The sequence below is a fragment of the Mucilaginibacter yixingensis genome (assembly GCF_041080815.1).
GTDB lineage: Bacteria > Bacteroidota > Bacteroidia > Sphingobacteriales > Sphingobacteriaceae > Mucilaginibacter > Mucilaginibacter yixingensis.
The window spans coordinates 1,377,914-1,404,095 of the sequence record NZ_CP160205.1; the positions used below are offsets into that span (position 1 = coordinate 1,377,914).

Here is a 26,182-nt window from a genome sequence, read left to right on the forward strand (position 1 = left end):
TAGCCGGGTTATTGCACGGGAAAACTGCTTTTAATTTTTTTGTGATAAAAACAGGTCATCCCGAACTTGTTTCGGGACCCCATCATGCCTGGCAACCAAGACGGTTAGCTTTGCATGTGGGGTGCTGAAACAAGTTCAGCATGACTTCAGGACAAAAAGTGATTTTCCTAGTTTATTGTCCGGCTATTTCTATATATCCATCCGTTCCGTTTATGCAGATGCGCTGGCCGTCTTTAATTAGTTTGGTAGCGTTCTCTACGCTCACCACAGCCGGTAGACCATATTCGCGGGCAATAACGGCGCCGTGGGTCATTAAACCGCCAACTTCGGTAACCAGGCCTTTTATGGCTACAAACAATGGCGTCCAGCTGGGGTCTGTAAATGGAGGGACTAAAATATCGCCATCTTCCAGGTCGGCCTCTTCTATATTTAATATCACGCGCGCGCGGCCTTCAATAATTCCTGATGACACACCGATACCTGCCAGCGCTCCGGCAGGAAGATCCTCGCAATTGTATTTGCGGGTAATGATTTCGCCGTCGCCGGTAAAAACGCGGGGCGGCGTTAGTTTTTCATTGAGCGCGTGTTCTTCTTTTCTTCTGTTGATGAGTTCATGGTCCACTTTCTGTGTGCGCACCACCTCGCGCAGTTCTTCAAATCGCAGGTAGTAAATATCAGTTACCTCATCAATAATTCCGGCCTGTACCAATTGCTCAGCCTCTTTAAGCAGCGCCTGTTTATAAATAAAATAGCGATTGACAATATTGTATTTAGGATACTCGCGGTAGCCGGCAAAATTTCTGAGCAGGCTGATCATCTTTCGGGTCTCCTCGGCTTTTTGCGCGCCGTCGGGTAATTGCCTTAGTCGGTCTAGTAATTCTTGTTCTTTTCTTAAAGCTTCGTGTCGCCCTTGTTCAAACTTTTGTGCGGCAGCACCGGGTTCGAAGTTTTTGATGTTATTCAGAATCAAGGGGATCAGGATAGCTGGGTTTTCGCTCCACCGGGTTCTGGTGATGTCTATTTCGCCTACGCAGCGCATGCCGTATTTGTCCAGATAGTTTTGGATGGCTTTTTGGGTTTCCTGTCCGCCTTTAAGTTGTGGTAGCTGGTCCAAAAAATTAGCGTCTTTTGTTTGTTTCAGGTATTCCATAACCTCGGGATAAGGACGGATAACGTCTGCCACATTCAGCAATTCCAGCCCCATTTCCGAAGTAATATTGTTGGCGACCGACTGGGCCAGGGCATCAGCCGGATTGGTTTCATCCAACCATTCTTTTAGATTATCGTTAATCCAGGTTGCTGCATTCATGGCGGTCATCACTGCGGCAAAATTTCGCGGATCAGTTAGCAGTTGCTTACGCTCCTGGATATCAGCTTCGATAAGGTCAAATACTTCCAATCCTGTCAGGGATTGAATGTTATGCCGTAGTGCTTTGATGGCCGCCTCTTTTTGGCTAATAAGCTCAGTAACAATAGACGGATCGTCATCAAGCAACGCCTTATAGTTGGGCATTGTGGGGGCTTTGGCAGTTTCGTCTGTCTGATTATCTGGCGATTGTTTAATGATATCATCCCGCTCAAGAATAGCCAACAACGCATCTTTAATAAACGGGTCGGATTTGCCTAACACATTCAACAGGATGTCTGTTTTGGCGGGTTGGGTAAGGTCTGCTGCTACGTCAACAAATAACCGCCCCCCGGCCTCATACATTGGTCGGCCCGCTGTGAGTTGCCAGATGGAGAGGCCCAGTGGTTTCATCGCGTCGGTCATCATTTGCTGATAGCCTACTGATATGTAAACGTGGTTTTCATGATCATTTAATTGCGGAATAGGGTAGAGCGTGGTGATAGCCCGGCTTTGAACGATATAAAACTGATTATCGGCCAGGCACCATTCTATATCCTGAGGCGAGCCAAAATGTGCTTCAATCTTTCTGCCGATGTCAGCCAGTTGTAGTATCTGCTGGTCAGCAAGTGCTTGGGTATTTTGTTGGTCAGTCTCTAGTTCCTCTTCCTGTGTACCACCGTTGTCTAGGGCATAGATGGCCAGTTTTTTAGCCGATATTTTTTTACCGATGATCTCGCCGTTACGTACTTTATAGTTATCGGCACTTACTAAACCTGATACCAACGCTTCGCCTAAGCCAAAGCCCGCATCGATAGATAACACTTTTCGGTTTCCGCTCACAGGATCAGCCGTAAACATAATCCCCGAAGCCTGAGAGAATACCATTCGCTGCACCACTACGGCCAACCGCACTTTATGGTGATCAAAGCCGTTTTGGATGCGGTAAGTCACCGCGCGATCTGTAAACAACGATGCCCAGCATTTGCCAACGTGTTTCAGTACGGATGCAGTACCGATAATATTAAGATAAGTATCCTGCTGCCCGGCAAAAGAGGCCGAAGGCAAATCCTCTGCCGTTGCACTTGACCGTACGGCAAAGGCGGTGTATTCATCAAACTTAGAGAGACGGGCTGCAATTTCATCTGTGATAGCTTGGGGGATCGGCTGGTTTTCAATAAGGTTCCGAATATTCAAGCTAATCGCGCTGATCTTTTCTCTGTCGTCAGCTTTAAGATCAGTGAGTTCATTGAGTAGGTTACTCAGTTCAACACAATCTTCAGTTATCGTTTTGTAGGCTTCTGTAGTTACGCAGAAACCTGACGGAACCTGTATTTCGTCAATGTGTGTTAGTTCGGCAAGGTTTGCGCCCTTGCCGCCAACTTGTGCTGTAGAAATGTGGTTTTTACTCTGAAAATCAATGGTGTAATTGCTCGTCATGCGTGTTTTTCGATGGGTTTGATGCATCGAAAATAAGGAGCCCATGTTTCCTTTGTGTACGTTTTAAACTATATTTTTTCAGACGAACTATAGTCGTATTTTTTGCGTTAACCACATATACGCGGTGACTAACTAGGGCTTGCTCTCATCCCGGAAGCGGTCATTATTTAAGAAGTTTGTCATGCGGAGTAATAGAATCCCGGCGGCGGGACTATGAAGGTGCAATGACAAACGAGAGGGCTGTCAGTCTGAGCTTGTCGAATACTCGAGCGGAGAGGCCCACCCACCATGCTTCGACGGGGCTCAGCATGACATCCTTTTTTAACATGTCATGGGTAAGAACAAAGCATCTCGGAGACCCTCCAATTTGCTTGTCCTCAGAGATGCTTCGTTCCTCAGCATGACAAACTGGATCTCCTGCTTTCCTTAATCACCCTCTCATAGACGATTGCCTCACCACCAACGATGATTTGATAATGATGTTCTCTGTCAGGTTAATATCGCTTTGATTATTCAAATGGCTCAGCATACTTTTGGCCGCCAGTTCGCCCATTTCAAAGCCCGGGTAATCTACGGTAGTTAGCGGTGGGAATACATTCCTGGAGATCATATCGTTATTGAAGCCCGCAAACAAAATATCACCGGGTACTTTAAAGCCGCGCCGCTGTACCTCATTCATCAGGCTGGCGGCACACACATCGTTAGATACAAATACGCCATCGGCTTTTAAATCAATAATTGTACTTGCTGCTGCAATGCCGGCGGCTTCGCTCAGCTCGCTTATTATCAGTTGTTCCTCTGTAAATGGTAAGCCGGCTTCTTCAATCGCTCTTTGAAAGCCCGCGCAACGGTCGGCATAAACATTTCGTAACTGGTTCCCGGTAATGTGTACCAATTTTTTCGCACCCTGTTCTATCAAATGCCGGGCAACCTGGTAACCGGCTACTTCGTTGTTGATGGATACCGACGGAAAATCGTGCCCAAACGGAACGCGGTCAAAAAACAGCAGCGGGATACTCTTTTCTTTGAAAATGTTAAAGTGATCAAAATTGGCAGTGTCTTCGGCAAGCGAAACCAGCAAGCCGTCAACACGGTTACTTAGCATCGTTTTTACATTTCTCACTTCCTTCTCCATGTGCTCTAACGATTGGCTGATGATGAGGTTGTAACCAGCATCATTAGTGGCCTTTTCAATACCGGCAATAACCTGCGATACAAATAAGCTATTCAAACGCGGCACAATAAGCCCAATAGTATTGGTTCTGTTTTTCCGAAGATTGGCCGCAAAAGTGTTGAAACGATAGCCCATGCTTTCGGCAGTTGCGGCAATTTTTCTTTGCGTTTTCTGGCTGATGGTGGGATGTCCTTTTAAGCCCTTACTGATAGTTGAAGGCGATAAACCTAGCTGCCGTGCTATATCATAAATAGTTACTTCTTTTTTATCCATTGTTTGGCAGCGTCTCTAGTTGGGTTGATAATTGGTAATGCAATATTAGATAAAAAATCAACAGGTTGATATTTTATCCACAATATGGATAATAATTGGCTGGTTTTGTTTGATGGGAACTAAGTTTGATAGGGTTCATATACTATCAAAAAGGTGCTTTGCTTGATAAAATAGGAAGTATTTGCTTGTTTTTATTTAATTGCTGTAAAAGTTATGTTAGGATATCCACCGATTGATATTTTAATATAACTTTGAAACGAACCGAATTATAAACCAAGAGAATTAATTGATGATCCCAGCATCTCCACTTTTAGCCTTTCGGCCCAAACGGCCAGGATTAAGTAAACTGTTGCACCGATGCGTTGTGTCGCTTTCAGCTGCATCCGCTTTTGTTTTAGTTTGCGCAAGCACTGCTTTTGCAGATCAGTTTCCGCTGGTAACGCCGCAATCAAAAATTGCTATTGTGTATGATGCAGCAGAGTGTAAGCTTGATTCTATTTCGGCCAACTTGCTGGCTGATGATATACAGCGGGTTAGCGGTTACCGGCCGGTGGTGTCTCCAGATCTGTCGACCGTTAAGGGCGATGCTATCATTATTGGTAGCATCAACTCCAAACAGGTATCAGCTCTTAAACAGCCCGCCATGGTGCCGGCTTTAAAAGGTAAATGGGAGAGTTATGCCTTCAGGCTGTTAAATCACCCAACCCCCAATATCAATAAAGCACTGGTGATAGCAGGGAGCGATTACAGGGGTACGGCCTACGGCGTTTTTGAAATTTCGGCACGTATTGGCGTTACGCCGTGGTACTGGTGGGCCGATGCTACCCCCACGGTAAAAAAAGAGCTTTACGTAGACATCAATAACGAGGTATCTGCCGAGCCATCGATTAAATTTCGAGGCATTTTTATTAACGATGAAGACTGGGGCCTGCAGCCCTGGGCAGCCAAAACTTTTGAGCCCGAAACCAAGGATATCGGCCCGAAAACCTACGCCAAAGTTTTTGAGCTTTTGCTGCGTTTGAAAGCCAACCTGATCTGGCCGGCTATGCACCCCAGCACTAAGCCGTTTTATCATTATCCGGATAATATTAAAGTTGCCAAAGATTACCAGATTGTGATAGGTTCATCGCACGCCGAACCCATGTTGCGTAACAACGTAGGTGAATGGAACGAGAAAACTATGGGAGCGTTTAATTACCTGACCAATAAGGATAAGGTTTATGACTATTGGGAGTCGCGCGTAAAGGAAAGTAAGGGGGTTGACGCGATTTACACCGTAGGTATGCGTGGCGTGCATGACAGTGGCATAGAAGGTGTTAAAACACCAAAAGAAGCGGTGCCGTTGCTGCAACGCATTTTTGATGATCAGCGTGCGTTGTTTAAAAAATATATTAACCCCGATGCTACCAAAGTCCCACAGGCTTTTACTGCTTATAAAGAGGTGTTGGATGTTTATGACGCGGGGCTAAAGGTGCCTGATGATGTTACGCTGATTTGGCCCGACGATAATTACGGTTATATACAACGCCTCAATAATGAGCAGGAGAATAAGCGTAGCGGCGGCTCTGGTGTATATTATCACGTTTCTTACTGGGGGCGCCCGCACGACTATATCTGGCTTTCTTCAACTAGTCCGGGATTGATCCGCGAAGAAATGAGCAGGGCTTATGAAATGAATGCCCGCAATGTTTGGGTGGTTAACGTGGGCGATATTAAACCGGCAGAGTATGATATTCAGTATTTTCTGGATATGGCTTATAACGTTAAGCCGTTTTTAAATACACAGTTTGTTAAGCCTCATTTAAAAGCCTGGGTTGCAGATAACCTGGGGGCAGAACACGCTGATGAAATTACCGATGTGATGTGGAAATATTACCAGTTGGCATTTGAGCGTCGCCCCGAGTTTATGGGTTGGAGCCAGACCGAGCCAACCACTCCGGTACATCCAACAGCCTACAATCATTTCAGCTTTGGCGATCAGGCTCAGCGCCGGATGGATGCTTTTGAAGCGCTGGAAAAAGAAGTGAAAACGTTGCAGGCTTCCATACCTACCCAAAAGAAAGACTGCTTTTTTCAAACCGTTTATTACCCGGTAGTTTGCGCGTCGGAGATGAGCAAAAAGTTTTTGTATACCGATAAAGCTTTGCTTTACGGCAAGCAAGGCCGCATAAGTGCCGCTTATTATGATACGCTGGCCCGTGGCGCATACAATACCATTGCAGCAGAAACAGATTTTTATAACAAACAAATGAGCAACGGCAAGTGGCGCAACATGATGTCTATGGGTCCACGCAGTTTGCCGGTATATGCTCCTCCGGGTGCAAACCATCCAATAGCCAAACGGACTGATGTTATCGGCGTAAGCACAGAGGGTGGCGCAGTTGATTCACTCGCACATAACTACTCACTATCGTTACCGGGTTTTGATGGCATAGATGGCCAATCGCACTTTATGGATGTTTTTTTAACCCGTGCAGAAAATGTGCATTTCAGTTTAAAAACATCGGTGCCTTGGATAAAATCATCTGTAACAGCGGGCGATTTAGATCCATCGGCTTTAAAAAGTCAGCAGCGCATCTGGATAACGGTTGATCAGGCTAAACTACAGCCGGGCTTAAACAGCGGCGTGATAACTTTGCAAGCTGGCGCCATTAAATACACTATAAATGTTAGCGCAAATAATGCCGGCGCCCCTAAAGGCTTTACCGGATTTGTGGCTGCGGATGGCTATGTTTCTATGAACGCCAAACATTTCCAGGACGTGGGCAATGATGCTTTGCATTATTGGTCGTCAGTTGCAGGCTTAGGCGCAACAGATCAATCGGTAGAAGCATTGCCGCTTAATGCAAAAACCCGTTTAACGGATGACGGGTCTGCCGTTATTAAAAATCCTTCATTAAGTTATCGTTTTTATACACGAAGCGCTGCTCCTGCCGCTATCAATATCGTCACGCTGCCAACCTTTGCCTTAAACAGTAATTACGGCGTAAGGTATGGAGTTAGCATAGATGGTGGCCCGGTAAGCACATTAAACTTTAAAACGTTCGGTCGCAGTGAAGAATGGAAACAGGCTGTACTCAGCAACTCCATAACCCGCACTATTAAGCTGCCACAGCTGGGCGCCGGCGTACATACTTTGAAGATCTTTATGATAGATCCCGGAGTTATTTTAGATAGAATAGTTGTTAACCTGGGTGGTGCCGATGCTTACTACGGACTGTTACCCGAAAGCAAAATGATTAAATAAACAGATGATTAAAGATTTGCAACAAACGTTCCGCTGGTTTGGTCCTAATGATCCGGTGCCGCTGCATGCCATCAGGCAAACGGGCGTAAGCGGTATTGTTACTGCGCTGCACCATATCCCAACCGGCGAGGTATGGCCCATCGCCGAAATTCTGCGTCGAAAGGCTGAGATAGAGGCGCATCAGCTTAAGTGGGCTGTTGTTGAAAGCGTGAACGTGCATGAGGCTATTAAAATTGCCGGTCCGCTAAGGGAGGAGATGATCAAGAATTATCAAACTACTTTGCGCAACCTGGCCGAAGCGGGTATTAAAACCGTGTGCTACAATTTTATGCCTGTGCTTGATTGGACCCGCACGCATTTAGATTATCGTCTGCCCAAAGGCGTATCTGCTTTGCTATTTCATAAACCGGCATTGACTGCTTTTGATTTGTTTATTCTGGAGCGTCCGGAAGCGTTGGCCGAGTATTCTGAAAAAGAACAGGCCGCAGCCAAACAATACCTGAATAGTTTAACTGATGAGGAGAAAGAATTACTCATCAACACCATATTGGCCGGTTTACCCGGAACAGACGAGGTATTTACCATTGCCGAATTCAGGGAGCATTTGCATCGTTATAAAAACATTGGCCGGGATGAGTTGAAGCAAAACCTGGCTTACTTTCTGCAGGCGGTAGTACCTGTGGCAGAAGAGGTGGGCATTAACCTCTGCATTCACCCGGATGATCCGCCGTTTCCTATTCTTGGGCTGCCGAGAATAGCCTGTACAGAAGCTGATTTGAATGATATCATCAACATGTGCCCATCGCCAGCTAATGGTATCACCTTTTGCACCGGTTCTTTAGGCGCCCGGTTAGATAATGATCTCCCGGGGATGGTAGAGCGCTTGGGTAGTCACATTCATTTCCTGCACCTGCGCAATGTAAAGGTTGAAGCCGATGGTAGCTTTTTTGAGGCAGACCATCTGGGCGGCAGCACCAACATGTTTATGGTGATGAAAAATATTATTGCCGAACAGCAAAAACGCTCAGCATCAGGTCGGGCGGATGTAGCCATTCCTATGCGCCCGGATCATGGGCATAAAATCTGGACCGATTATGATTTTAATACCTATCCCGGCTACTCATTAATTGGACGCTTAAAGGGCCTTGCCGAGCTAAAAGGATTGGAAATAGGTATTAAAATGATGACGGCTGACAATTGATGATGGTTTAACGCGCTAAATAAATAAAGGTATGTTTAGTAAGAGGAGAATTGCAGGACAGCAGCCCGCCACCGGCAGGCAGATTGAGAGTATGAAACTTATTGGCGGCCGTTTATGTAATGTGCCATATCAATTGGCAGGTTATGAATTATTACAGTCGGTATCTACCGGGATTGAATATTGGGGATATCACAGCGTTCGCTCATCGGTATTTATACAGCCAAGATTGGGTAGCGCATACCTGGTTAACCTAAACCCTGATGATTTTGCGTTGCTGAAAAAAACACAAAAGCCGGACATGTTGGGCGGTGAGTTAAAAGTGCTATCTAAACATGATGTTGCCTTCGCTATCTCACCGCCAGATTTGCATGAACTGTCATCTATGTTCAACGCCATGAATGATTTTATCAAAAATAATCAAGACCGGTTGCTAACAGATATGCCCGATGTTTTGAACCAAAACCCGCTGGTTAAAGCGCGTTTGGTGATGGCGTGATAGGGTAAAGGCAATGTTTGTCTTATCGCAGCCATCCATTGTATTTTAAAAAATCAGTTAGCTGGGTATTCTTGACAGATAGTGGAGGCATCCACTCGCCAATCCGTTCACGGGTCCAGTATAATCCTTGGGGATTGCCGGGGCGCGCAAATTTGTATCGATACATTACGGCATGGATATAACGCGGCGGCGCGTTAGGGAAGGGGTTGCAGGCAAACAGTGCTAATGTTTGCCGGTCATTATGCAGCAGTTTCCAGGCCAGGTTGTAGGTCCAGGGGTACTGGTCTGCGGTAGACATAGAGGCAAACCACATTTGCCAGTCTAGCCGTAACTGATAGGGGGCAACCTGTGGAGGGCGTTGGTTTAATAATACTGGCAGGCCTTTGTACAAATATGGGCTCCAATGCGCCGTACTATCAGGATTTGGGTCTGATGTGCCTTCAAAAATTACATTGTACCGTTCCTGCCCCACACTGCCGAACGCACCGTAGGTGTTCACCAAATCCAGCGGATCAAAAGAAGTATTCATGATCTGTTGAGACGAAAGCATGTTGAGTGCGGGTTGGATGCTGAGCAAACCAACCACGGCTGTTACCACCCAGGAAGTAACCATCATTGGCCGGGATTCTTCGGCTTGTGCCAGCGCCTGCTCGGCGCTTTGTACCAATCGGGCTGGAAGTAATCGTGCCCAAAAACTATCATCAAAACAAGCCAGCGCAGGTATAATGGTGAGCCAGTTGAGGAAAGATAAGTTGCCACTTACCATAATGCTGAGTTGCAGCAGTATCATTATTGCTCCGGCAATATGTCGCGCCGGTTTAGGTACAAAGGCAAACCAGGGGGCCACTAACTCTGCCAGCCAGTTGAACCACACCCCAAGCTTTAACCAAATGCGCGGTAAAAAGTGGAATCCGCGTGTAAGTGGTCCTGGAATAGGCTGTGTTTCAAAGTAGTAGTATAGGGCGGTGCCCTCGCGCCAAATTCTATCGCCCCGCCATTTAATCATCCCGGCGCCAAACATGATGCGGAAGATAAGCCACCTGAATAAAATGATGATGAGCAACGGCGGCGGCCGTTTAGGAAAGGGCCGCAGATCTAATAGCGGACAAAGAAAAATGGCCAGAAAGCCCGTTTCTGTCAGTTGTATCTCCCAGCCGTAGCCATACCAATCTTGCCCCATGTGCACAATTGACATATACAGAAACCACAGCACGCCCATCAGCGGAGCGTTGGCGTAACCGGCTAAAACCACTAAAGAGAGGATGAACCCCAGCCAGGCCACAGTGAGTAAAGCGGTATCGCTATGCCATAGCCAAAAGATAGAAGGAAGCCGCACAAAGCCCATCCCCGCAGAGCCGAGCGAGTGGGTTACCTGTTTAAGGTAAATATCCAGCGGTAGTAACCCATGCGCACCAATCAGCGGCACTAATTGGTTAATAGCTACCAAAAAAGCTACGGCATAAACCAAACCCAGCAAACGTAAAATAACAAAGCGCGTAAGCCAGTAACTGGGCCTGGCGTCAGGTTGTCTGAATATGGTTGCGGCGCTGTTTATCATGGTTAAACGGGCTCTTATAAACACATCAATCTAACAGATAAAAAGTTGTTTTAAAAAATGTTTAAGCAGCGCAAAAAATCTAAAACAATTGCGCGGCTTGGCGTATTAATGCATATCAGTTAAGTTATTAACTTTAGCGTTTTCTTTTAACTGATCGTCAACCTATGGACCGAAAGTTCAACCGTAATCTGCAGCTGGGCTACGGAATTTCTATTGTTATGTTGCTGTTGGTAGGTGGCATATCTTACCTAACGGTGGTTAGCATGCTGCGCAGTAATGATGCCGTGCGTCATAGCAACAAAATTATCCGGAAGCTGGAAAATGCCATTTCGCTCATGAAGGATGCCGAAACCGGCCAGCGTGGTTACCTGCTCACCGGCAAAAGCGTTTTTCTTACTCCTTACAACGGCGCGCCAAAGGCCGCTTTGAAGCTGATTGACGAAGCAGCGGTACTTACGCGCGATAATCCGCAACAGCAGGCCAATATTGCCGGCATGCGCAGTGTTTTGCTGCAGCGGCTAACCATTCTGCAAGCTATGATTGATAAACGCCAGCGCGGCATGCCTATTAATGCCGCAGATCTTGATGCTGGCAAAGCCGCTATGGATGCGCTACGCAGTGCTACCGATAAAGCCGAGGCCGAAGAGCAGCGCCTGCTTAAACAAAGAACAGAAGTATTGAATCAGTACACTGCGGTAACTCCGCCGGTTATTGTTGTGGCTATTCTGCTGGCGGTAGGTATCGCACTTTCGTCCTATATCAAAGTGATGCGTGATATTGGTATAAAAGAAAGGCTGCGGGATGAATTGCAACTGCGTGAACAGGAGACAGCAGCATTGAACGAGGAGCTAACTGCCGCCAACGAGGAAATTACCGCTGCTAATGAAGAGTTGATGGCCATAAATGAAGAGCTGGAGGAGTCACGGGAAGAGCTGGAAAGCCTCAATGAGTCTTTGGAAATGAAAGTGGCCACGCGCACCAAAGCGCTGGCCGACAGCGAAGAAGAAACAGCCACCTTGAACGAAGAACTGACCTCAACCAACGAGGAATTGGCTGCTACCAATGAAGAGCTGCAGGCAACAAATGAGGAACTGGCCGAAAGTCAGGATCAACTTAAACAGGTTGTTGCCCAACTGACTACGGCTAAAAACCAGGCAGAGAAAAGCGAGCGCTTGTTTGTTACTATTGCCAGAAACATACCGGGCTCGTTAATATTAGTGATGGACCAGGCGCAAAAACTGCTGGCTGCTGAGGGCGATTTGATGGATCGTTTGGGTTTTCGCGAACGGCAGTTGGTGGGCAAGCATCTTTTTGAGGTGGCACCGAGTGATAGATATGCTGCCACCAAACCGTTTTACGACCGGATGCTGGCCGGCGAGCAGTTCAGGATGGAACGTAAAGGATCTGATGGTGCCGATTACCAGGTTGACTTTGTGCCGCTCTACACCGAGCACGACGAAGTTTATGCGGGCATGGTGCTGGCCCAGGACATTACCGATTTAAAAAAGGCCGAGGAGCGTAGTGCCAAGCTGGCCGCCATTGTTGAATCATCAGACGATGCCATTATCGGTAAAACGTTGGAAGGTACCATTACCAGCTGGAACCGTGGCGCCGAGCAGATGTTTGGCTATGACGAAGCTGAAATGGTAGGAGCGTCTATTTTTAAGCTGATACCTGAAGACAGACAGGATGAAGAGCCCGTAATTCTGGGTCGATTGAGCCGCGGCGAAAAGGTAGAACATTATGAAACCAAACGCAAAACCAGCGACGGCAGGCAAATTGACGTATCGCTCACTATGTCGCCCATTCGGGATGCCACCGGTACGGTGACGGGCATATCTAAAATAGCACGCGATATTTCTGAGCAAAAGCGTGATGAGCAGCGCAAGAATGATTTCATTGGGATGGCCAGTCACGAGTTGAAAACGCCTTTAACATCTTTATCAGCATTGATCCAGGTGCTTAACCTCAAGTTGCGCAGTAATGAGGACCCATTTGTGCCATCGGCCTTAGAAAAATCGCTGAACCAGGTGAAAAAGATGACCGGCATGATCAACGGTTTCCTGAATATCTCCAGGTTGGAATCGGGAAAACTACAGATTGATAAACATCCGATGGAACTGAATACGCTGATAGGTGAGATGATTGACGAAGCCCGTTTAACCATCACCTCGCATACCATCGTATTTAAACCAGGAGACAGGCTGATTGTCAATGCCGATAAAGATAAGATAAGTTCGGTGATCTCTAACCTGCTATCCAACGCCGTCAAATATTCGCCACGTGGTAAAATAATCACCGTTAAAGCCGGCCTGGTTGCCGACGTTATCCAGGTAAGCGTAACTGATGAAGGCATGGGCATCAAACCACAAGATATCAGTCGGCTATTTGATCGTTATTATCGCGTTAGCAGCGAGCACACGCGCAACATTTCAGGTTTTGGCATTGGCCTTTACCTGAGTGCTGAGATTGTTGAGCGCCACGGCGGCCGTATTTGGGTAGAGAGCGAAAAAGGTAGGGGATCTACATTTTACTTTACCCTACCCGTAGCCTGATTTGGTCGTCTTTATTTGGTTGCTGCATCAAACACCCGGCAAAAATTGCCGCCACCTATTTTGCCAATTTCATCGGCGTTAAAGCCTGTTTTCAGCAGCGTATCAACCACTGCATAATAAAATCCGGTGGTTTGATCCTGCCATGCACTGTTGGTGCGATCGCCCATTCGGCCACGATTGCCGTTACTATCACGATTGCCGCCTTCGTTGCCGGGACGATTGTTATTATTTCCATTACCATTACGGTCAGCGTTATTGCCGGGACGATAGGCCGGAGTGAGTTTGGTATCGGTACCAATACAAACATGGTCAACTCCAACCACATCTACCAGCGCACGTATGTTTTGTGCATAAGCCAGCGGCGTGTCTGCCAGGTGCGTCCACACGCCAATGATGCCGCCGGCACCAGCTACAATTTTTGCCTGCTCTTTACTAATTAGCCGTGGCCGCATCATGCGGGCCATGTTGGGATTGTTGCCCACCTGTGTATCCAGACCGGTGTGCGAGATCATCACCGGGTGCTGGGCTATTTTAAGCGCACCATCAATGGTTTGTCCATTGGCATGGGCAAGATCTACCAGTATGCCCAGCCGGTTACACTCCTTAAGCACCTGAGCGCCAAATGCCGTGAGGCCACCGTATTGCGGGGTATTGGTGTAAACATCGCCCAGCGGTGTAGAGGCATCGCTATCATGCAATAAAGTAAAATGCCGCAGGCCGCGATTGTAGGCGGTCGTCAGTCGGTCCAACTGCCCTTCCAAAAAATGTCCGCCTTCTACAGATTGAATAACCGTAGGTTGATGCTTTTTATGGGCCGATTTTAAATCGGCCAGGTTCAGCGCCCGTTTCATGTTGTTTTTGGCCAGTTGATGATCCATAGCAGAGAGACCGTTCTGGAAGCGCTCCCAGGCTTCGCCAGGGTTTTGCAGTTTTTGGTAATCAAGCGCAAAGGTCATACAGATGGCAGAGAGGCCCGAGCGTTTCAGTTCGCCGGCCAGGTCAAGATCTGGTCCGGGGATGGCATCGGCCGTTAGCGGCACATCAATGTGGTTATGAGTATCTATGCCAAGGGTTGAGGCCACAATGGCGGCTACCTTTGGGTCAATATCATCATCAATGGCCCAGGCACTTAAGGGGCTTAACATCATGGCAGCGCTGGTGCCGGCAAGGGCGGTTATAAAGTTACGTCTGGACCACGCGGTGGCGGATATTTTCATAGAAGCGTACGGCTGATTTTTATCTGTCAAAAAATAGTTCGGCAATGATACATAACAGCATCAAGGCAAAAACACATAGTGCATTGATGTAATTTTTCATGGTAGATGGTATTTGTAAAATATAATTAACGCACAATTTTATCAGCATAAAAAACGGAATAGACCAAATACTGAAGGACGTAGACCAAGCCGCAAAAATCGTCGACCTTATAAAAACAAAAAGCCCGGTCTTTGTTCAGACCGGGCTTATGTTTTATTTAAAAAAGGTTATTTAGCAATGGCCAAAGCAGGCTTTTGGTTTATTTCAAATACTCGTTAAAGAAATCGATAGTGCGTTTCCATGCCAGCTCAGCCGCTGCTTTGTCATAGCGTGGTGTGGTATCGTTATGGAAACCATGGTTAACGTTTTCGTAAACGTAAGCCTGGTATTTTTTGCCGTTTGCTTTTAACGCGTCCTCATAAGCAGGCCAGCCACCGGTAATGCGCGTATCCAGCGATGCATAATGCAGCAGGAGAGGAGCATGAATTTTAGGTACATCAGCCGCAGGTGGTTGCGCCCCGTAGAAAGGTACTGCCGCAGCCAAATCTGGCAATCTAACAGCCATTTGGTTGGCAATGCCGCCGCCAAAACAGAAACCAACCACACCTACTTTTCCGTTGCAGTCTTTATGATGTTTCAGGTAGTCAAACGCGGCTATAAAATCTTCCAGCATATCAGCGTTGTTGCGTTTGGCTTGTAACTCCCGGCCCGCATCATCATTACCCGGGTAGCCGCCTAGTGGTGTAAGTGCATCGGGTGCCAGGGTAATAAAACCGGCTAAGGCTGCCCTGCGGGCCACATCTTCAATATAAGGGTTTAGTCCGCGGTTTTCATGTACCACTATAATGCCGCCCAGTTTGCCCTTGGCATCTTTGGGTTTTGAGAGCAAGCCTTTGATAGAGCCGCCGCCTTTAGGAGATGAATAGGTAATATAGCCCGACTCCAAACGCGGATCATCCGCCGCCACCTGAATGTTGTTTTTATAATCGGGCATCAAAAAGCTCATCAGCGCGGGTACGGTCATCCCGCCAATGGCAAATACCGATAGTTTTTGCATAAACGCCCGGCGGTCAAGTCGGTTGTGGGCATAATCATCATAAAGGTCAAATACCTCCTGGCTAACGTCTTCTTTTTTTATTTGGCTCATGGTAAATGGTTTTTACCAAATGTAATGAATTAGGGTTGAAGATGATGTGGTTAACTATTACCATAGTGCGCTATGATTGCTGTTTCTGTCGATGGATTTGTGGGTTTGGTCTATTGCGTTTTTTTGCCGGCGATAATAAGCGCTTCTTTGCTTGTACAAATTGCCCCGCCTATGAAAAAGTATTTCAAAGCGCTACTAGCCTTAGTAGTGCTAATGGTTTGTATTGTTGCCGAATTGCTGATAGAATGTTAGCATCAGGGTAACAGAAAGTATTGATGAAGATGGAAAAGAAGACCAACAAATACCACCTCACGTTGCAACTCACCAGCTATGCTGATGGTTCAACGGAGCCGGCCAGGCAACTGGAACTGGATTTTGATAATCATGATGAGGTTTTTGGCATTATTGAACGTATCAAAGAAAAGAATCCCTTTGGCAACGAAGAACAGGCTGCTCAGTTTGCCCTTGGCCTGAAGCTATTTAGCGAGGTGAAATTGAAAAACCGACAGCATCCGCTGTTTGAGGAACTCAACGCAGTGTTCCCCGCATTTATGAAAAAGTTAAAAAGTTTATAATACCCCTGTTGTGATAACAAAAGCAAATCAGCCTGAAACAGAAACCGGCAAACGCCGCAAAATTTGCCAAACGTTTTTTATGCTTCCTGCTCCGGTTGATGCAGAAGCCTTCTGGCTGCAACTTAAAAATGATGGCATGGATGTAAGCCTGGGCCTGGTGCATAACACGCTAACCCTGCTTACAGACTATGGCTTTGCCGAGCGTAGCCGCGATGAGCAGACGAGGATTAGCTATTTCAGGCCGCTTTGATTTTATGCCATGTCATGCTGAGGAACGAAGCATCTCTGGTGCAAATCCAGGAGAATCGTCCTTAGAGATGCTTCGTTCCTCAGCATGACATAATGGTTAAACAGTCTTTGTGTCTTTATTTATCCATTACAACCACTTACTCAAAAACTCCTGCAAAGCCGGTTTGTACTGCTCGCCAATGGTAATCTCGGTTTCGCCTACGCGGATGGTGTGTTTGGTGATGGCGCTAATCTTATCAAGCGCTACAATGAATGAGCGTTGCACCCGCATAAAGCGCTGAGAGGGCAGTTTTTCTTCCAGCGATTTCATGGTCATTAGCGTTAAGATGGCTTTGCCCGTACTGGCCAGATGAATCTTCAGGTAATCTTTCAAGCCTTCTACGTAAAGGATATCATCCAGCGCAATTCGTACCAGTTGATATTCTACCCTAACAAAAATGTAATCTGCCTGAGGTAGTTCGGCAGGTTGCTGGCCGCGCTGACTGTAATAGGTAAGTGCTTTGTTTGCCGCGCGCAAAAAATCCTCATAGTCAAAAGGTTTTAGCAGGTAATCCAGCGCATCTACCCGGTAGCTGTCTACCGCAAACTGGTTGTAGGCAGTGGTAAAGATGATACGCGGCTGTTTAGGTTGATTGGTTTGATGCAGCAGTCGCGCCAGTTCAATGCCGTTCAGGTTGGGCATCTGTATGTCCAGAAAAATCAGTTGGATTTCCTGACTACCCAGTGCCTCCATGGCTTTTACGGCGCTGCTGTAAGTGCCTGCCAGGTTTAAAAAGGGCGTCTGGCTGATAAAGGTACTGATCAGGCCCAGGGCCAGTGGTTCGTCATCTATGGCAATACAATTCAGCTTCATGTAAGCATCAGTCTTAAACGTAAACAATATTCTTTCTTTATTTCATCGCGCTGGATGTTGAGCGAATGCCTGCCTGCGTAAAGCAGATCAAGCCGGCGGCGGGTGTTGGTCATCCCAATGCCTTTGCCCCCCAGTTCCGGTGTACTGTCGCTGCTCACGTGGTTAATCAGTGTGTTTCTGATCTCCAGTTCAACGCCATTCTTTACCTGTTCAATATCAATAGAAATGGTGCTGGGATGGATGTCGTCAACCCCGTGCTTAAAGGCGTTCTCTACAAACGGCAGCAGCAGCATGGGGGCAATGGTCATTTCTTCCACCTTTATCGGCATGGTGAAGTTAACGGTGGTATGGCTGTTAAGCCGCAGCTTCATAATTTCAATATAGTCGGTAATAAAAGCCAGCTCTTTGCTCAGCAGGGTGGTGTTTTGCTCTGTTTCATATAGCAGGTAACGCATCATGCGCGAGAGTTTGTGCAACACCTGGCGCGATGTTTCTACATTAACATAGGTAAGCGCATAAATGCTATTGAGTGTATTGAAAAAGAAATGCGGATGGATCTGTGCCTTTAAGAATGATAGTTCGGCAATGGTGCGCTGGCTTTCAAACTCGCTGCGTAATTGGGCATCATTGCTCCACCGCCGCACCATGGTGATACTGGTACTGATACCGAGGATCATGAGCATGGTAATAAACCCAAAATGATCCATATAAGGACTAGCGAATCGCTTGCGACCGAAGATAGTGGCCATGTGCTCGCCCACGTTTAACCAGATATCTATCCGTGCCAGCAAAAAACTTGATAATAATGATACAACCAGCAGTGTTAAAATAAATAAAGCTGTTTTGCCGCGTACCAGTAGCCGCGGCACCAATACCCCGGCATTAAAATAAAAGGCGACGATCATTAGCGCTATGTGTACGCTTTGTTTTATCCAGAACTCGCGCGGCAGGCTGTGCCCTGCACTGGCCAGCGGCGGAAACATCATCAGCACCATTACCAGCAGGCCCCAGAGCATGAGGTGCAAGAAAATAGTAATCAGTCTGTCTTTTGCGGTGGAAACCATTTTTTAAAGGTACAAAGTATTATAAGGCGGCAGGATGTTTAATCGTCGTTAGCGCTAAAAGTGCCGACAAAATGCCCGGCAGTGGATGGTTTTGTGGGGTTAACAGGAGGGGTTATCAATTTGGTCTATAGATTTTCCCATTCTGTCGATTGCTGTTTCTACCATTGGTCTGTTTTATCATCTTTGAGCAATACCCCGCGAATAACCAAAGTGTTAGCCGCTCCTTGAATAAGAAGTATGCATAAGGGCACGGGGCGCCCTTATGCATTATTTAAAAACAAGATTAATACACATTTATTGCACGTAACTTTTAAGGGAAATAAATTGAAAACGGCCCAGGTGTTTTACCGGGGCCGTTTCTGTTTAATTTAGTTTAATAGGTGCTTTACTTTTTAAGACTGTTGAGGTATTTGATGCTTTGCGGTACCTGCTCTGCAGATGCACTGCTTTCATCTTCAATATAATAATGCTCCACGCCGGCATTGCGCGCAGCTTTTAGTACGGCCGGGATGTTGATTTGCCCGGTACCTAAAACCACATCATTGTTTTGATCTGTCCCGCCGGAGTTATTGCCTGCTACGCCTTTCTTCAGATCTTTCAGGTGTAGTGCTTTAAACCGTTCGCCAAAGGTGTTGAGCAGTTTAGCCGGATCTTGCCCCGGGAAGAAGGCCCATAGAATATCCAGCTCAAAGTTTACATACTTAAAATCGGTGTTTCTGATGATGTAATCAAAATAAGTACCCACCTGCTCTGGGTAAGGCACAAACTCAAAACCATGGTTATGATAAATGAAGTTCAAGCCGTATTTATCTTTCAGTATCTTGCCTGCCTTGTTAAAGTCGGCTACGGCTTGTTTGGCGTTCTCTAACGTAAAGTTACCCTTGGTGTGGGGGATGCCTGCCACGCGGACATATTGCGCACCCAACGCTTTTGCTGCCGCAGCTACCTCGTCGGTTTTAGTGGTCAGGTCTTCATAGCTTACCCCGTAAGATGAGCAATGCAAGCCGCGTTCATCCAATAACTGACGCAGATGTTCCGGCGTTTGTTTAAACAGGCTGGAGAACTCAATATCGGTAATGCCATTGCCTTTTATCATGTCCAACGTTGCGGGCACATCCTTGGCAAACTGATTGCGATAGGTGTAGGATACAATGCCCGGCGCCTGAGGGAACAGTTGGTCTTTTTGCTGCGCTTGCGCACGGGTGGCCCAGGCACCTGATAGTAATGATAAACCGGCAATTAGCAATGCTTTACTTTTTTGTTTTTGCATACCAGATCACTTAATTATTTAGAAGATTGTCATTGCGAGCAGGGCCGTGAGTATGGTTTGAGCGCGAAGCAATCTCGTCGCATGCTCTATACCTGCGACGAGATTGCTTCGTCATCCTTACACTTCCCCTTCATATTCCTCGCAATGACAAAGTTATTACAACTACTTAGTCTTACCAAAGTTAGCTGCCATGGTATTCAACTGTGCAGAACTCAATGTTTTGCCACCATTGCTAATTACCACACGATACCTGAATGTTACTGATTCACCTTTCTTTAATGTTAGGTTTTTGGCTGATTTTCCGTTGGTGAAAATCTTTTCGCCTAGTGGATTGGCCGCAAACAGGCCGTAACCACGAGCGTGCCAGAAGGTAGGGTAGTTAGGGTTTTGCGGATGATCTATAATGGCAATACTCACCGAATCAGCCCCCATTTTACCAAATACTTTACACCAGGTGCCGCGGGTGCTCCATGCATCGTCGCCGGTTTTACCTTCGCTGGTGAGGTAATTGCCATTGGCTACTTTATCGGTGCCGCCTTTTACAATGGTAACATTACCTTTATCGTCTGTAAATTTTTGATCCTGAGCCGCAGGGATTTGCAATTCGTGCGCCAGGCGCAGGCCCAGCAAGCCATCTTTTGCATCGTTAAACACGGCATCCTGATCAGCTTTTAGGGTAGTGATACGATCAATAACACGTTGATTGGCATCGCCGCTAAACTCATAACGAGTGCTTTCTTCCAGTATCACATCTTTAGCCTGGTTGGTCCAGTTGGCGTGGTAAGCCAATACGCCGGTTTTGCCATTCTGGGTTTCGGTGATCTTATCGGTACGCACCCAGCCATATTGACTTTTCTTAGCCGCCGGGATAGCGTAAGAGTTGTTCCAGAAATCGAGCCCGTTCAGGTTCTCAAAATTAAACCACAAACCGATGTGGTGTGGGTGATCGGTGGGGTCGCCGGGTTTCGGGTTCAGCGGAAAACCACGAGTTACCACCGTACCGTTAGCGGTGCTGATAGGATAGAGCACCGGTTTTTCCAAACTATCGGGGTACATAAACGTGGTGAACAGCTTGCCGCCAATCATCACATCAATTTTTTTATCCTTAGCCGATTTTACCAGGTTAACCGTTTGTTGCGCCATTACAGAGGTACTGAGCGCGGCCATGGCAGCCGCGCAGCCTAATATTTTAAATTTGTTCATCGTTATTAAAATCAATATTTAAACACTTTGCCGCCTGCCATTACTTCCTGTGTTTTCTCGTCAAAGGTTGCTTTTTGGCCGGTGTGCACGGCGGCGTTGGTCATAATGGTGGCAATGCTGTGGCTATAGCCAGCCTCAACAGGGGCATGAGGTTGCTGGCGGCTGCGCACGCACTCCATCCAGTTGCGCACGTGGTTAGAGGTTAAAATATCGCCACCGGTATTGGCCGATGCTACTACCGCTTCGTTATTCGGCAGTTTTACTTCGGGCAGCAGGTTGGCTTTCATACCCATGGCTGCAGCCATCTTTTCGGTCAGGCCGCCTTTAGGGGATACAGTATTGGTGTTGAGATTCAGCTCGCCGCCGTTTGAGTAGTAGATCTCTGCCGGATGCTCGTCGCCGTTGTGCATGCGCGAGCCAAAGGTTACCTGAAAACCGCTTGATAGATCGTCCAGCGGACCGTAATCAAACGCGGCAAAAATGGTATCCCAGTTGCGTCGGCCATCTTTCCACTGGTAAATGCCGCCATTGGCAACCACGCTGCGCGGGTGTGCCAGACCGCTAAACCAATGCACGGTATCAATCTGGTGGCTCATCCATTGCCCGGCCAGGCCAGATGAGTACGGCCAGAACAAACGGAACTCCAGGTATTTACGTGGGTCAAAAGCCTCGTAAGGGCGGTTCATTAACCAGCGTTTCCAATCGGTGTCTTCTTCTTTTAATTTATCAAGCAGGTCAGGACGGCGCCAGCGACCGGGTTGATTTACGTTCCAGGTCAGCTCTACCATGGTAATAGGGCCAAATTTGCCCGATTTAATAAAATCTGCAGCGGCATGGTAGTTAGAACCACTGCGGCGCTGCGAGCCGATCTGCACAATCTTACCCGATTCTTTTACCGCTTTGAGTGCGTAGCGGGCATCCTCCATTGTTTCGGCAAACGGTTTTTCTACGTAGGCATCGCAGCCGGCTTTTACGGCTTCGGCGCAATGGCGGGCGTGCTGGAAATCGGCGGTGGAGATGAACACGGCGTCAACCGCTTTACTGTCGTACATTTCTTCATTGTTGCGAAAGGCTTTTACATCGTTCTGCATTTTATCCTTCCACATGGCGGCACCCTGCTCGCGGCGTAGCTTCCAGATGTCTGAAACGCCTACTACCTCAAAATTGAGTTCTTTGGCGTGATTCATAAATGCAGGCATGTGCGAGCTGCGGTGACGGTCTGAAAAACCCACTACACCCACACGCACACGGTCATTAGCACCAATAATGCGTTTGTAGCTTTTTGCGCTGAAGCCATTTTTGGCCAGCATTATACCGGCGCCAGCTAAGGCGGCCTGCCTGATAAATGTACGGCGAGATTGTTCCATCTTCTTTTTGATAGGTTTTAATAGATAATAAAGGAAATTGGTTTATACCGGCTTTAGGACCCCGGCCATTATTGATGAAAATATAGAAATTGAAAATCAATTACAAGCGTAACAATGATGATATAAAGTGGGGTTGAGTTCAGAAGTCTTGATTGCGGCCTAAACTATTGTCATTGCGAGGAGGAACGACGAAGCAATCTCGTCTCACGCTTAATCATGCGACGAGATTGCTTCGTCATCCCATAACACGACCTCCGCTATTCCTCGCAATGACAAAATTGAGATGTCCTTCTATCAACAAAAACCCTATCTTCGCCCTGCTTTTGGTTCCCGGTTTTACGCCCGGGATTAAAAGGGAACACGGTGTAAATCCGCGACTGTCCCGCAGCTGTAAGCTTCTGTTAACCAAGTCCATTCTAATGGTCACTGTGCGCCGCCGGCGCGTGGGAAGACCGGACTACCTGGAGGAAGCAAAGTCAGAAGACCTGCCATAGCTTTAACATTATTCATAGCTTTCGGGGATTGAAGCTGGAATAGCGATACTTTTCGGTGTCTCTTTATTCTTTTGCCTTTTTTCTGCCTGCGGCTATACGCTAAAATCTACCCAAAAAGATGAAGCCTGCCTGGCGCTCTGTGTGTTTATTGCTGCTGTTCCTGCCGATGGGAATTGCCTCTGCGCGTGCCCAAAAACGCGATACTACCAAAACCGATACTCTGCGAAAGCAGCACTTAAAAGAAGTGCAGGTTAAGGGTTTACGCAAAAATCAGGAGAAAGATATGATCCCGGTGCAAACGCTATCAGGGCAACAATTAAAAGATTTGAGCACTCATTCTGTGGCCGATGCTGTGCGCTATTTCTCGGGTGTGCAGGTGAAAGATTATGGCGGCATCGGCGGACTGAAAACCGTAAACGTGCGCAGCCTGGGCACCCAGCATGTGGGCGTTTTTTATGATGGAATTGAATTGGGCAATGCCCAAAATGGGGTGGTTGACCTGGGGCGGTTCTCGCTGGATAATATGGAAGCCATCTCGCTTTACAACGGCCAAAAGAGTGCCATTTTTCAACCGGCAAAAGATTTTTCATCCGCATCGGCTATTTACCTCACTACACGGGTGCCGAAGTTTGAGGACGATAAAAAGGATAACTACCAGTTTGCTTTTAAAACCGGCTCATTCGGGTTGGCTAATCCGTCAGTGCTTTGGGAACACCAATTGCGGGATTCTCTATCCACATCCTTTAACGCTGAGTACCTGTACACCAACGGTCGCTATAAATTTATTTATGCCAAAGCCGGCGGATATGATACCACACAGACCCGTCAAAACGGCGATGTGCGGGCGTTGCGGTTAGAGGGTGGGTTATTCGGTCGTGTTAAAGATGGCGAGTGGAGCACAAAGCTGTATTTCTATAACTCTGGCCGTGGCTATCCCGGTGCGGTGGTGCGTAGCGATACCAACCTGGTTCATCAGGATAGGCAGTGGGATGACAACTTCTTTGTGCAATCAGCATATCAAAAGAAATTCAGTAGCTTATATAGTCTTAGGCTGAGCGCGAAGTATGCTTATGATTACCTGCATTATCTGTCGGACCCACGACTGGATGTAAGTACGCTTTACATCAATAATCATTTCCGGCAGCAGGAGGTTTATCTGTCTGCCGCCAACTTGTTTCAAATTACACCGCATTGGTATGTTAATCTCTCAGAGGATGGCATGTGGAACAAGTTGAATGCCGATCTGGTAGATTTTGTTTACCCCACGCGCTACACTTCTTTAACAGCATTGGCAACTACCATCAATCTCGGTAGAGTACAACTGCAAGGCTCGTTATTGGAAACTTTTGTGCACGAGACTACTCGCGTGGTTAACAGTGCGGCGGGTAATACGCAACAACTCACACCATCGCTTATTGCCGCCTGGCGCCCGCTTGCCGACAGTGCTTTTAGCGTTCGTGCTTTTTACAAACGCATTTTTAGGATGCCTACGTTGAATGATCTTTACTATACTTTCATCGGCAACATTAACCTCAAGCCAGAATATACCACCCAATATGACCTGGGCTTCCGTTGGGAGCGTATGTTTAACGATGGCGCGCTTCGATCAATCGAACTGCAGGTTGATGGCTATTACAACCAGGTACAAAACAAAATCATCGCTGTGCCTACTACCAACCAATACCGGTGGACGATGATTAACCTGGGGTATGTAAAAATCAGGGGGATTGATGTGAGCGCGCAAGGTAACTGGGCTTTATCGGCAAAACTGCTGTTGAGTACGCGACTCAGTTACACCTATCAGCGGGCGCAGGATTTTACCGATGTTGTCAGTCCGTATTACGGCGGACAGATACCTTATGAGCCCTGGAACAGCGGTTCTGTGGTGATGAATCTGTCTTACGGAAAATGGAACGTGAATTACAGCTACATCTATACGGGCGAGCGGTATGATGCCATTGCCAACATCCCCGAAAACTATCATCCACCGTTTTACACGCACGATATTGCTTTGACGCGCACACTGCAACTATCAGGCAAACAATTCAGACTCTCGGCTGAGATCAATAACCTGCTCAACCAGCAATATGAGGTGGTGCAGAGCTACCCCATGCCGGGCACCAACATCAGGCTGATTATCCAAATGAATCTATGAAAAACTTAAATATTGCGGCACTCTGCATTTTAGCGTTTGCCATTATCTCAACCAGTTGCCGCAAAGGCAATGACCCCATACAGCAACCAACCACCACCCAGGTATCTGGTGGGACAGACGATGGTACCATTAAAGGTTTCTTTCTGCTGAACGAAGGCAACATGGGCAGCAACAAAGCCACCATTGACTATTACGATTATCCCAGCGGGAAATATTCCAAAAACATCTATCCATCGCGTAATCCCAACGTGGTGAAAGAGTTGGGCGATGTGGGTAACGATATCCAGATCTATGGCAGTAAGTTGTATGCGGTCATCAACGTATCTAACCTGATCGAGGTGATGGATGTAAAGACCGCCAAACACATTGCTACCATTACGGTACCTAATTGCCGGTATCTGGCTTTTGATAAGGGTTATGCATACGTGAGCTCATACGCTGGTCCGGTGCTGATTGATCCTAACTCGCGGTTGGGTTATGTGGCCCGGATAGATACTGCTACACTGAAGGTGCGCGATACCTGTGTGGTGGGTTATCAGCCGGAGGAAATGGCCATTCGGGATAATAAACTTTATGTGGCTAATTCGGGAGGGTACCGGGTGCCCAATTATGATAACACCGTTTCGGTAATTGATCTGAGTGCTTTTAAGGAGACGAAGAAGATTATTGTCGGCATTAACCTGGATCATATTAAGCCTGACGGACACGGCAATTTGTATGTTACCTCTCGCGGCGATTATAAAACCATTCCTTCAAATACTTACGTCATCAACTCGTCAGACCAGGTATCTGATGTGCTGAACCTGCCCGCCAGCAATCTGACGGTAAGTGGCGACTCTATCTACGTATACAGCACCCAATGGAGTTATGTAACCAATAGCAATGCCATTAGTTATGCCATTATTAACACCCAAAGCAAGACTGTGGTAACGCGCAATTTTATTACAGATGGTACCGATAAGAAGATTGTCATCCCATACGGCATTGCCATCAATCCAGAAACCAAAGAGATTTTTGTGACCGATGCCAAGGATTATATAACCCCTGGTCGTATTTACTGTTTTACGCCGCAGGGCAAGTATAAGTGGGACGCAGAGACGGGCGATATACCGGGGCATATTGTTTTTACACGAACCAGATTGAGCGGGTTCTAAAAAGGAAATTAAAAAACTTGTCATTGCGAGCAGGGCCGCGGGGCAGAACTGAGCGCGAAGCAATCTCTTCGCTTGCATTAGTCCTGCGACGAGATTGCTTCGTCA

18 protein-coding genes and 1 riboswitch are annotated in these 26,182 nt (G+C 47.1%); of the genes, 8 read left to right on the top strand and 10 right to left on the bottom strand.

Annotation, left to right across the window (positions count from 1 at the left end; all coding sequences use genetic code 11):
* Positions 1–172: 172 nt before the first annotated feature.
* Positions 173–2,785, bottom strand: coding sequence for a phosphoenolpyruvate synthase (gene ppsA, locus ABZR88_RS05670; RefSeq protein WP_107828384.1), 2,613 nt, complete (start codon positions 2,783–2,785; stop codon positions 173–175).
* 430 nt (positions 2,786–3,215) lie between these two features.
* Positions 3,216–4,232 (bottom strand): LacI family DNA-binding transcriptional regulator, encoded by a 1,017-nt coding sequence (locus ABZR88_RS05675; protein ID WP_107828383.1) that lies wholly within the window; start codon positions 4,230–4,232, stop codon positions 3,216–3,218.
* Between the two features lie 364 nt (positions 4,233–4,596).
* Here ABZR88_RS05675 and ABZR88_RS05680 point away from each other — a divergent pair, with 364 nt between their 5' ends.
* Genes ABZR88_RS05680 through ABZR88_RS05690 form a run of 3 tightly spaced genes read left to right on the top strand, consistent with a single transcriptional unit; the run spans position 4,597 to position 9,176 of the window.
* Complete coding sequence (locus ABZR88_RS05680) at positions 4,597–7,479, top strand: glycosyl hydrolase 115 family protein (protein WP_245917029.1); 2,883 nt, start codon at positions 4,597–4,599, stop codon at positions 7,477–7,479.
* 4 nt (positions 7,480–7,483) lie between these two features.
* The gene (uxuA, locus tag ABZR88_RS05685; RefSeq protein WP_107828381.1) at positions 7,484–8,680 is read left to right on the top strand and encodes a mannonate dehydratase; all 1,197 of its coding nucleotides are present in this window, start codon (positions 7,484–7,486) and stop codon (positions 8,678–8,680) included.
* 31 nt (positions 8,681–8,711) lie between these two features.
* On the top strand, positions 8,712–9,176 hold the full coding sequence (locus ABZR88_RS05690; protein ID WP_107828380.1) for a hypothetical protein: 465 nt from the start codon (positions 8,712–8,714) through the stop codon (positions 9,174–9,176).
* A gap of 22 nt (positions 9,177–9,198) precedes the next feature.
* On the opposite strand, the gene ABZR88_RS05695 is transcribed toward ABZR88_RS05690, so the two are convergent.
* Positions 9,199–10,734 (bottom strand): lipase maturation factor family protein, encoded by a 1,536-nt coding sequence (locus ABZR88_RS05695; RefSeq protein WP_107828379.1) that lies wholly within the window; start codon positions 10,732–10,734, stop codon positions 9,199–9,201.
* 164 nt (positions 10,735–10,898) lie between these two features.
* On the opposite strand from ABZR88_RS05695, the gene ABZR88_RS05700 reads away from it, so the two are divergent.
* Complete coding sequence (locus ABZR88_RS05700) at positions 10,899–13,289, top strand: PAS domain S-box protein (RefSeq protein WP_107828378.1); 2,391 nt, start codon at positions 10,899–10,901, stop codon at positions 13,287–13,289.
* Positions 13,290–13,300: 11 nt separating this feature from the next.
* On the opposite strand, the gene ABZR88_RS05705 is transcribed toward ABZR88_RS05700, so the two are convergent.
* Together ABZR88_RS05705 and ABZR88_RS05710 are read right to left on the bottom strand one after the other, a co-directional pair.
* Complete coding sequence (locus ABZR88_RS05705; RefSeq protein ID WP_107828481.1) at positions 13,301–14,506, bottom strand: dipeptidase; 1,206 nt, start codon at positions 14,504–14,506, stop codon at positions 13,301–13,303.
* A gap of 299 nt (positions 14,507–14,805) precedes the next feature.
* Positions 14,806–15,693: a dienelactone hydrolase family protein gene (locus ABZR88_RS05710; RefSeq protein WP_107828377.1), complete on the bottom strand. Its 888-nt coding sequence runs from the start codon at positions 15,691–15,693 to the stop codon at positions 14,806–14,808.
* A gap of 281 nt (positions 15,694–15,974) precedes the next feature.
* Between ABZR88_RS05710 and ABZR88_RS05715 the strand changes: the two genes are divergently transcribed.
* Complete coding sequence (locus ABZR88_RS05715) at positions 15,975–16,268, top strand: DUF3861 domain-containing protein (protein WP_107828375.1); 294 nt, start codon at positions 15,975–15,977, stop codon at positions 16,266–16,268.
* Between the two features lie 10 nt (positions 16,269–16,278).
* Positions 16,279–16,518 carry a hypothetical protein gene (locus ABZR88_RS05720; protein WP_107828374.1) on the top strand — a complete coding sequence of 80 codons (240 nt, stop codon included), beginning with the start codon at positions 16,279–16,281 and terminating at the stop codon, positions 16,516–16,518.
* Positions 16,519–16,644: 126 nt separating this feature from the next.
* Here ABZR88_RS05720 and ABZR88_RS05725 read toward each other — a convergent pair whose 3' ends face one another.
* The 5 genes from ABZR88_RS05725 to ABZR88_RS05745 all read right to left on the bottom strand — a co-directional run bounded on the left by ABZR88_RS05725 (position 16,645) and on the right by ABZR88_RS05745 (position 22,274).
* Positions 16,645–17,370, bottom strand: a complete 726-nt coding sequence (locus ABZR88_RS05725; RefSeq protein WP_107828373.1) for a LytTR family DNA-binding domain-containing protein — start codon at positions 17,368–17,370, stop codon at positions 16,645–16,647.
* Positions 17,367–18,434 carry a sensor histidine kinase gene (locus tag ABZR88_RS05730; protein ID WP_107828372.1) on the bottom strand — a complete coding sequence of 356 codons (1,068 nt, stop codon included), beginning with the start codon at positions 18,432–18,434 and terminating at the stop codon, positions 17,367–17,369. Before ABZR88_RS05730 ends, ABZR88_RS05725 begins: the two co-directional genes overlap by 4 nt.
* Before the next feature lie 385 nt (positions 18,435–18,819).
* On the bottom strand, positions 18,820–19,704 hold the full coding sequence (locus ABZR88_RS05735; RefSeq protein ID WP_211309791.1) for a sugar phosphate isomerase/epimerase: 885 nt from the start codon (positions 19,702–19,704) through the stop codon (positions 18,820–18,822).
* Positions 19,705–19,866: 162 nt separating this feature from the next.
* Positions 19,867–20,907 (bottom strand): PmoA family protein, encoded by a 1,041-nt coding sequence (locus ABZR88_RS05740; protein WP_107828371.1) that lies wholly within the window; start codon positions 20,905–20,907, stop codon positions 19,867–19,869.
* Between the two features lie 11 nt (positions 20,908–20,918).
* Positions 20,919–22,274: a Gfo/Idh/MocA family protein gene (locus ABZR88_RS05745; RefSeq protein WP_107828370.1), complete on the bottom strand. Its 1,356-nt coding sequence runs from the start codon at positions 22,272–22,274 to the stop codon at positions 20,919–20,921.
* Positions 22,275–22,581: 307 nt separating this feature from the next.
* A riboswitch (cobalamin riboswitch) is annotated at positions 22,582–22,782 on the top strand.
* A 104-nt stretch (positions 22,783–22,886) separates the two neighbouring features.
* Here ABZR88_RS05745 and ABZR88_RS05750 point away from each other — a divergent pair.
* Complete coding sequence (locus ABZR88_RS05750; RefSeq protein ID WP_211309790.1) at positions 22,887–24,923, top strand: TonB-dependent receptor; 2,037 nt, start codon at positions 22,887–22,889, stop codon at positions 24,921–24,923.
* Positions 24,920–26,077: a YncE family protein gene (locus ABZR88_RS05755; RefSeq protein WP_107828369.1), complete on the top strand. Its 1,158-nt coding sequence runs from the start codon at positions 24,920–24,922 to the stop codon at positions 26,075–26,077. Before ABZR88_RS05750 ends, ABZR88_RS05755 begins: the two co-directional genes overlap by 4 nt.
* The last annotated feature ends 105 nt before the right edge of the window (positions 26,078–26,182 follow it).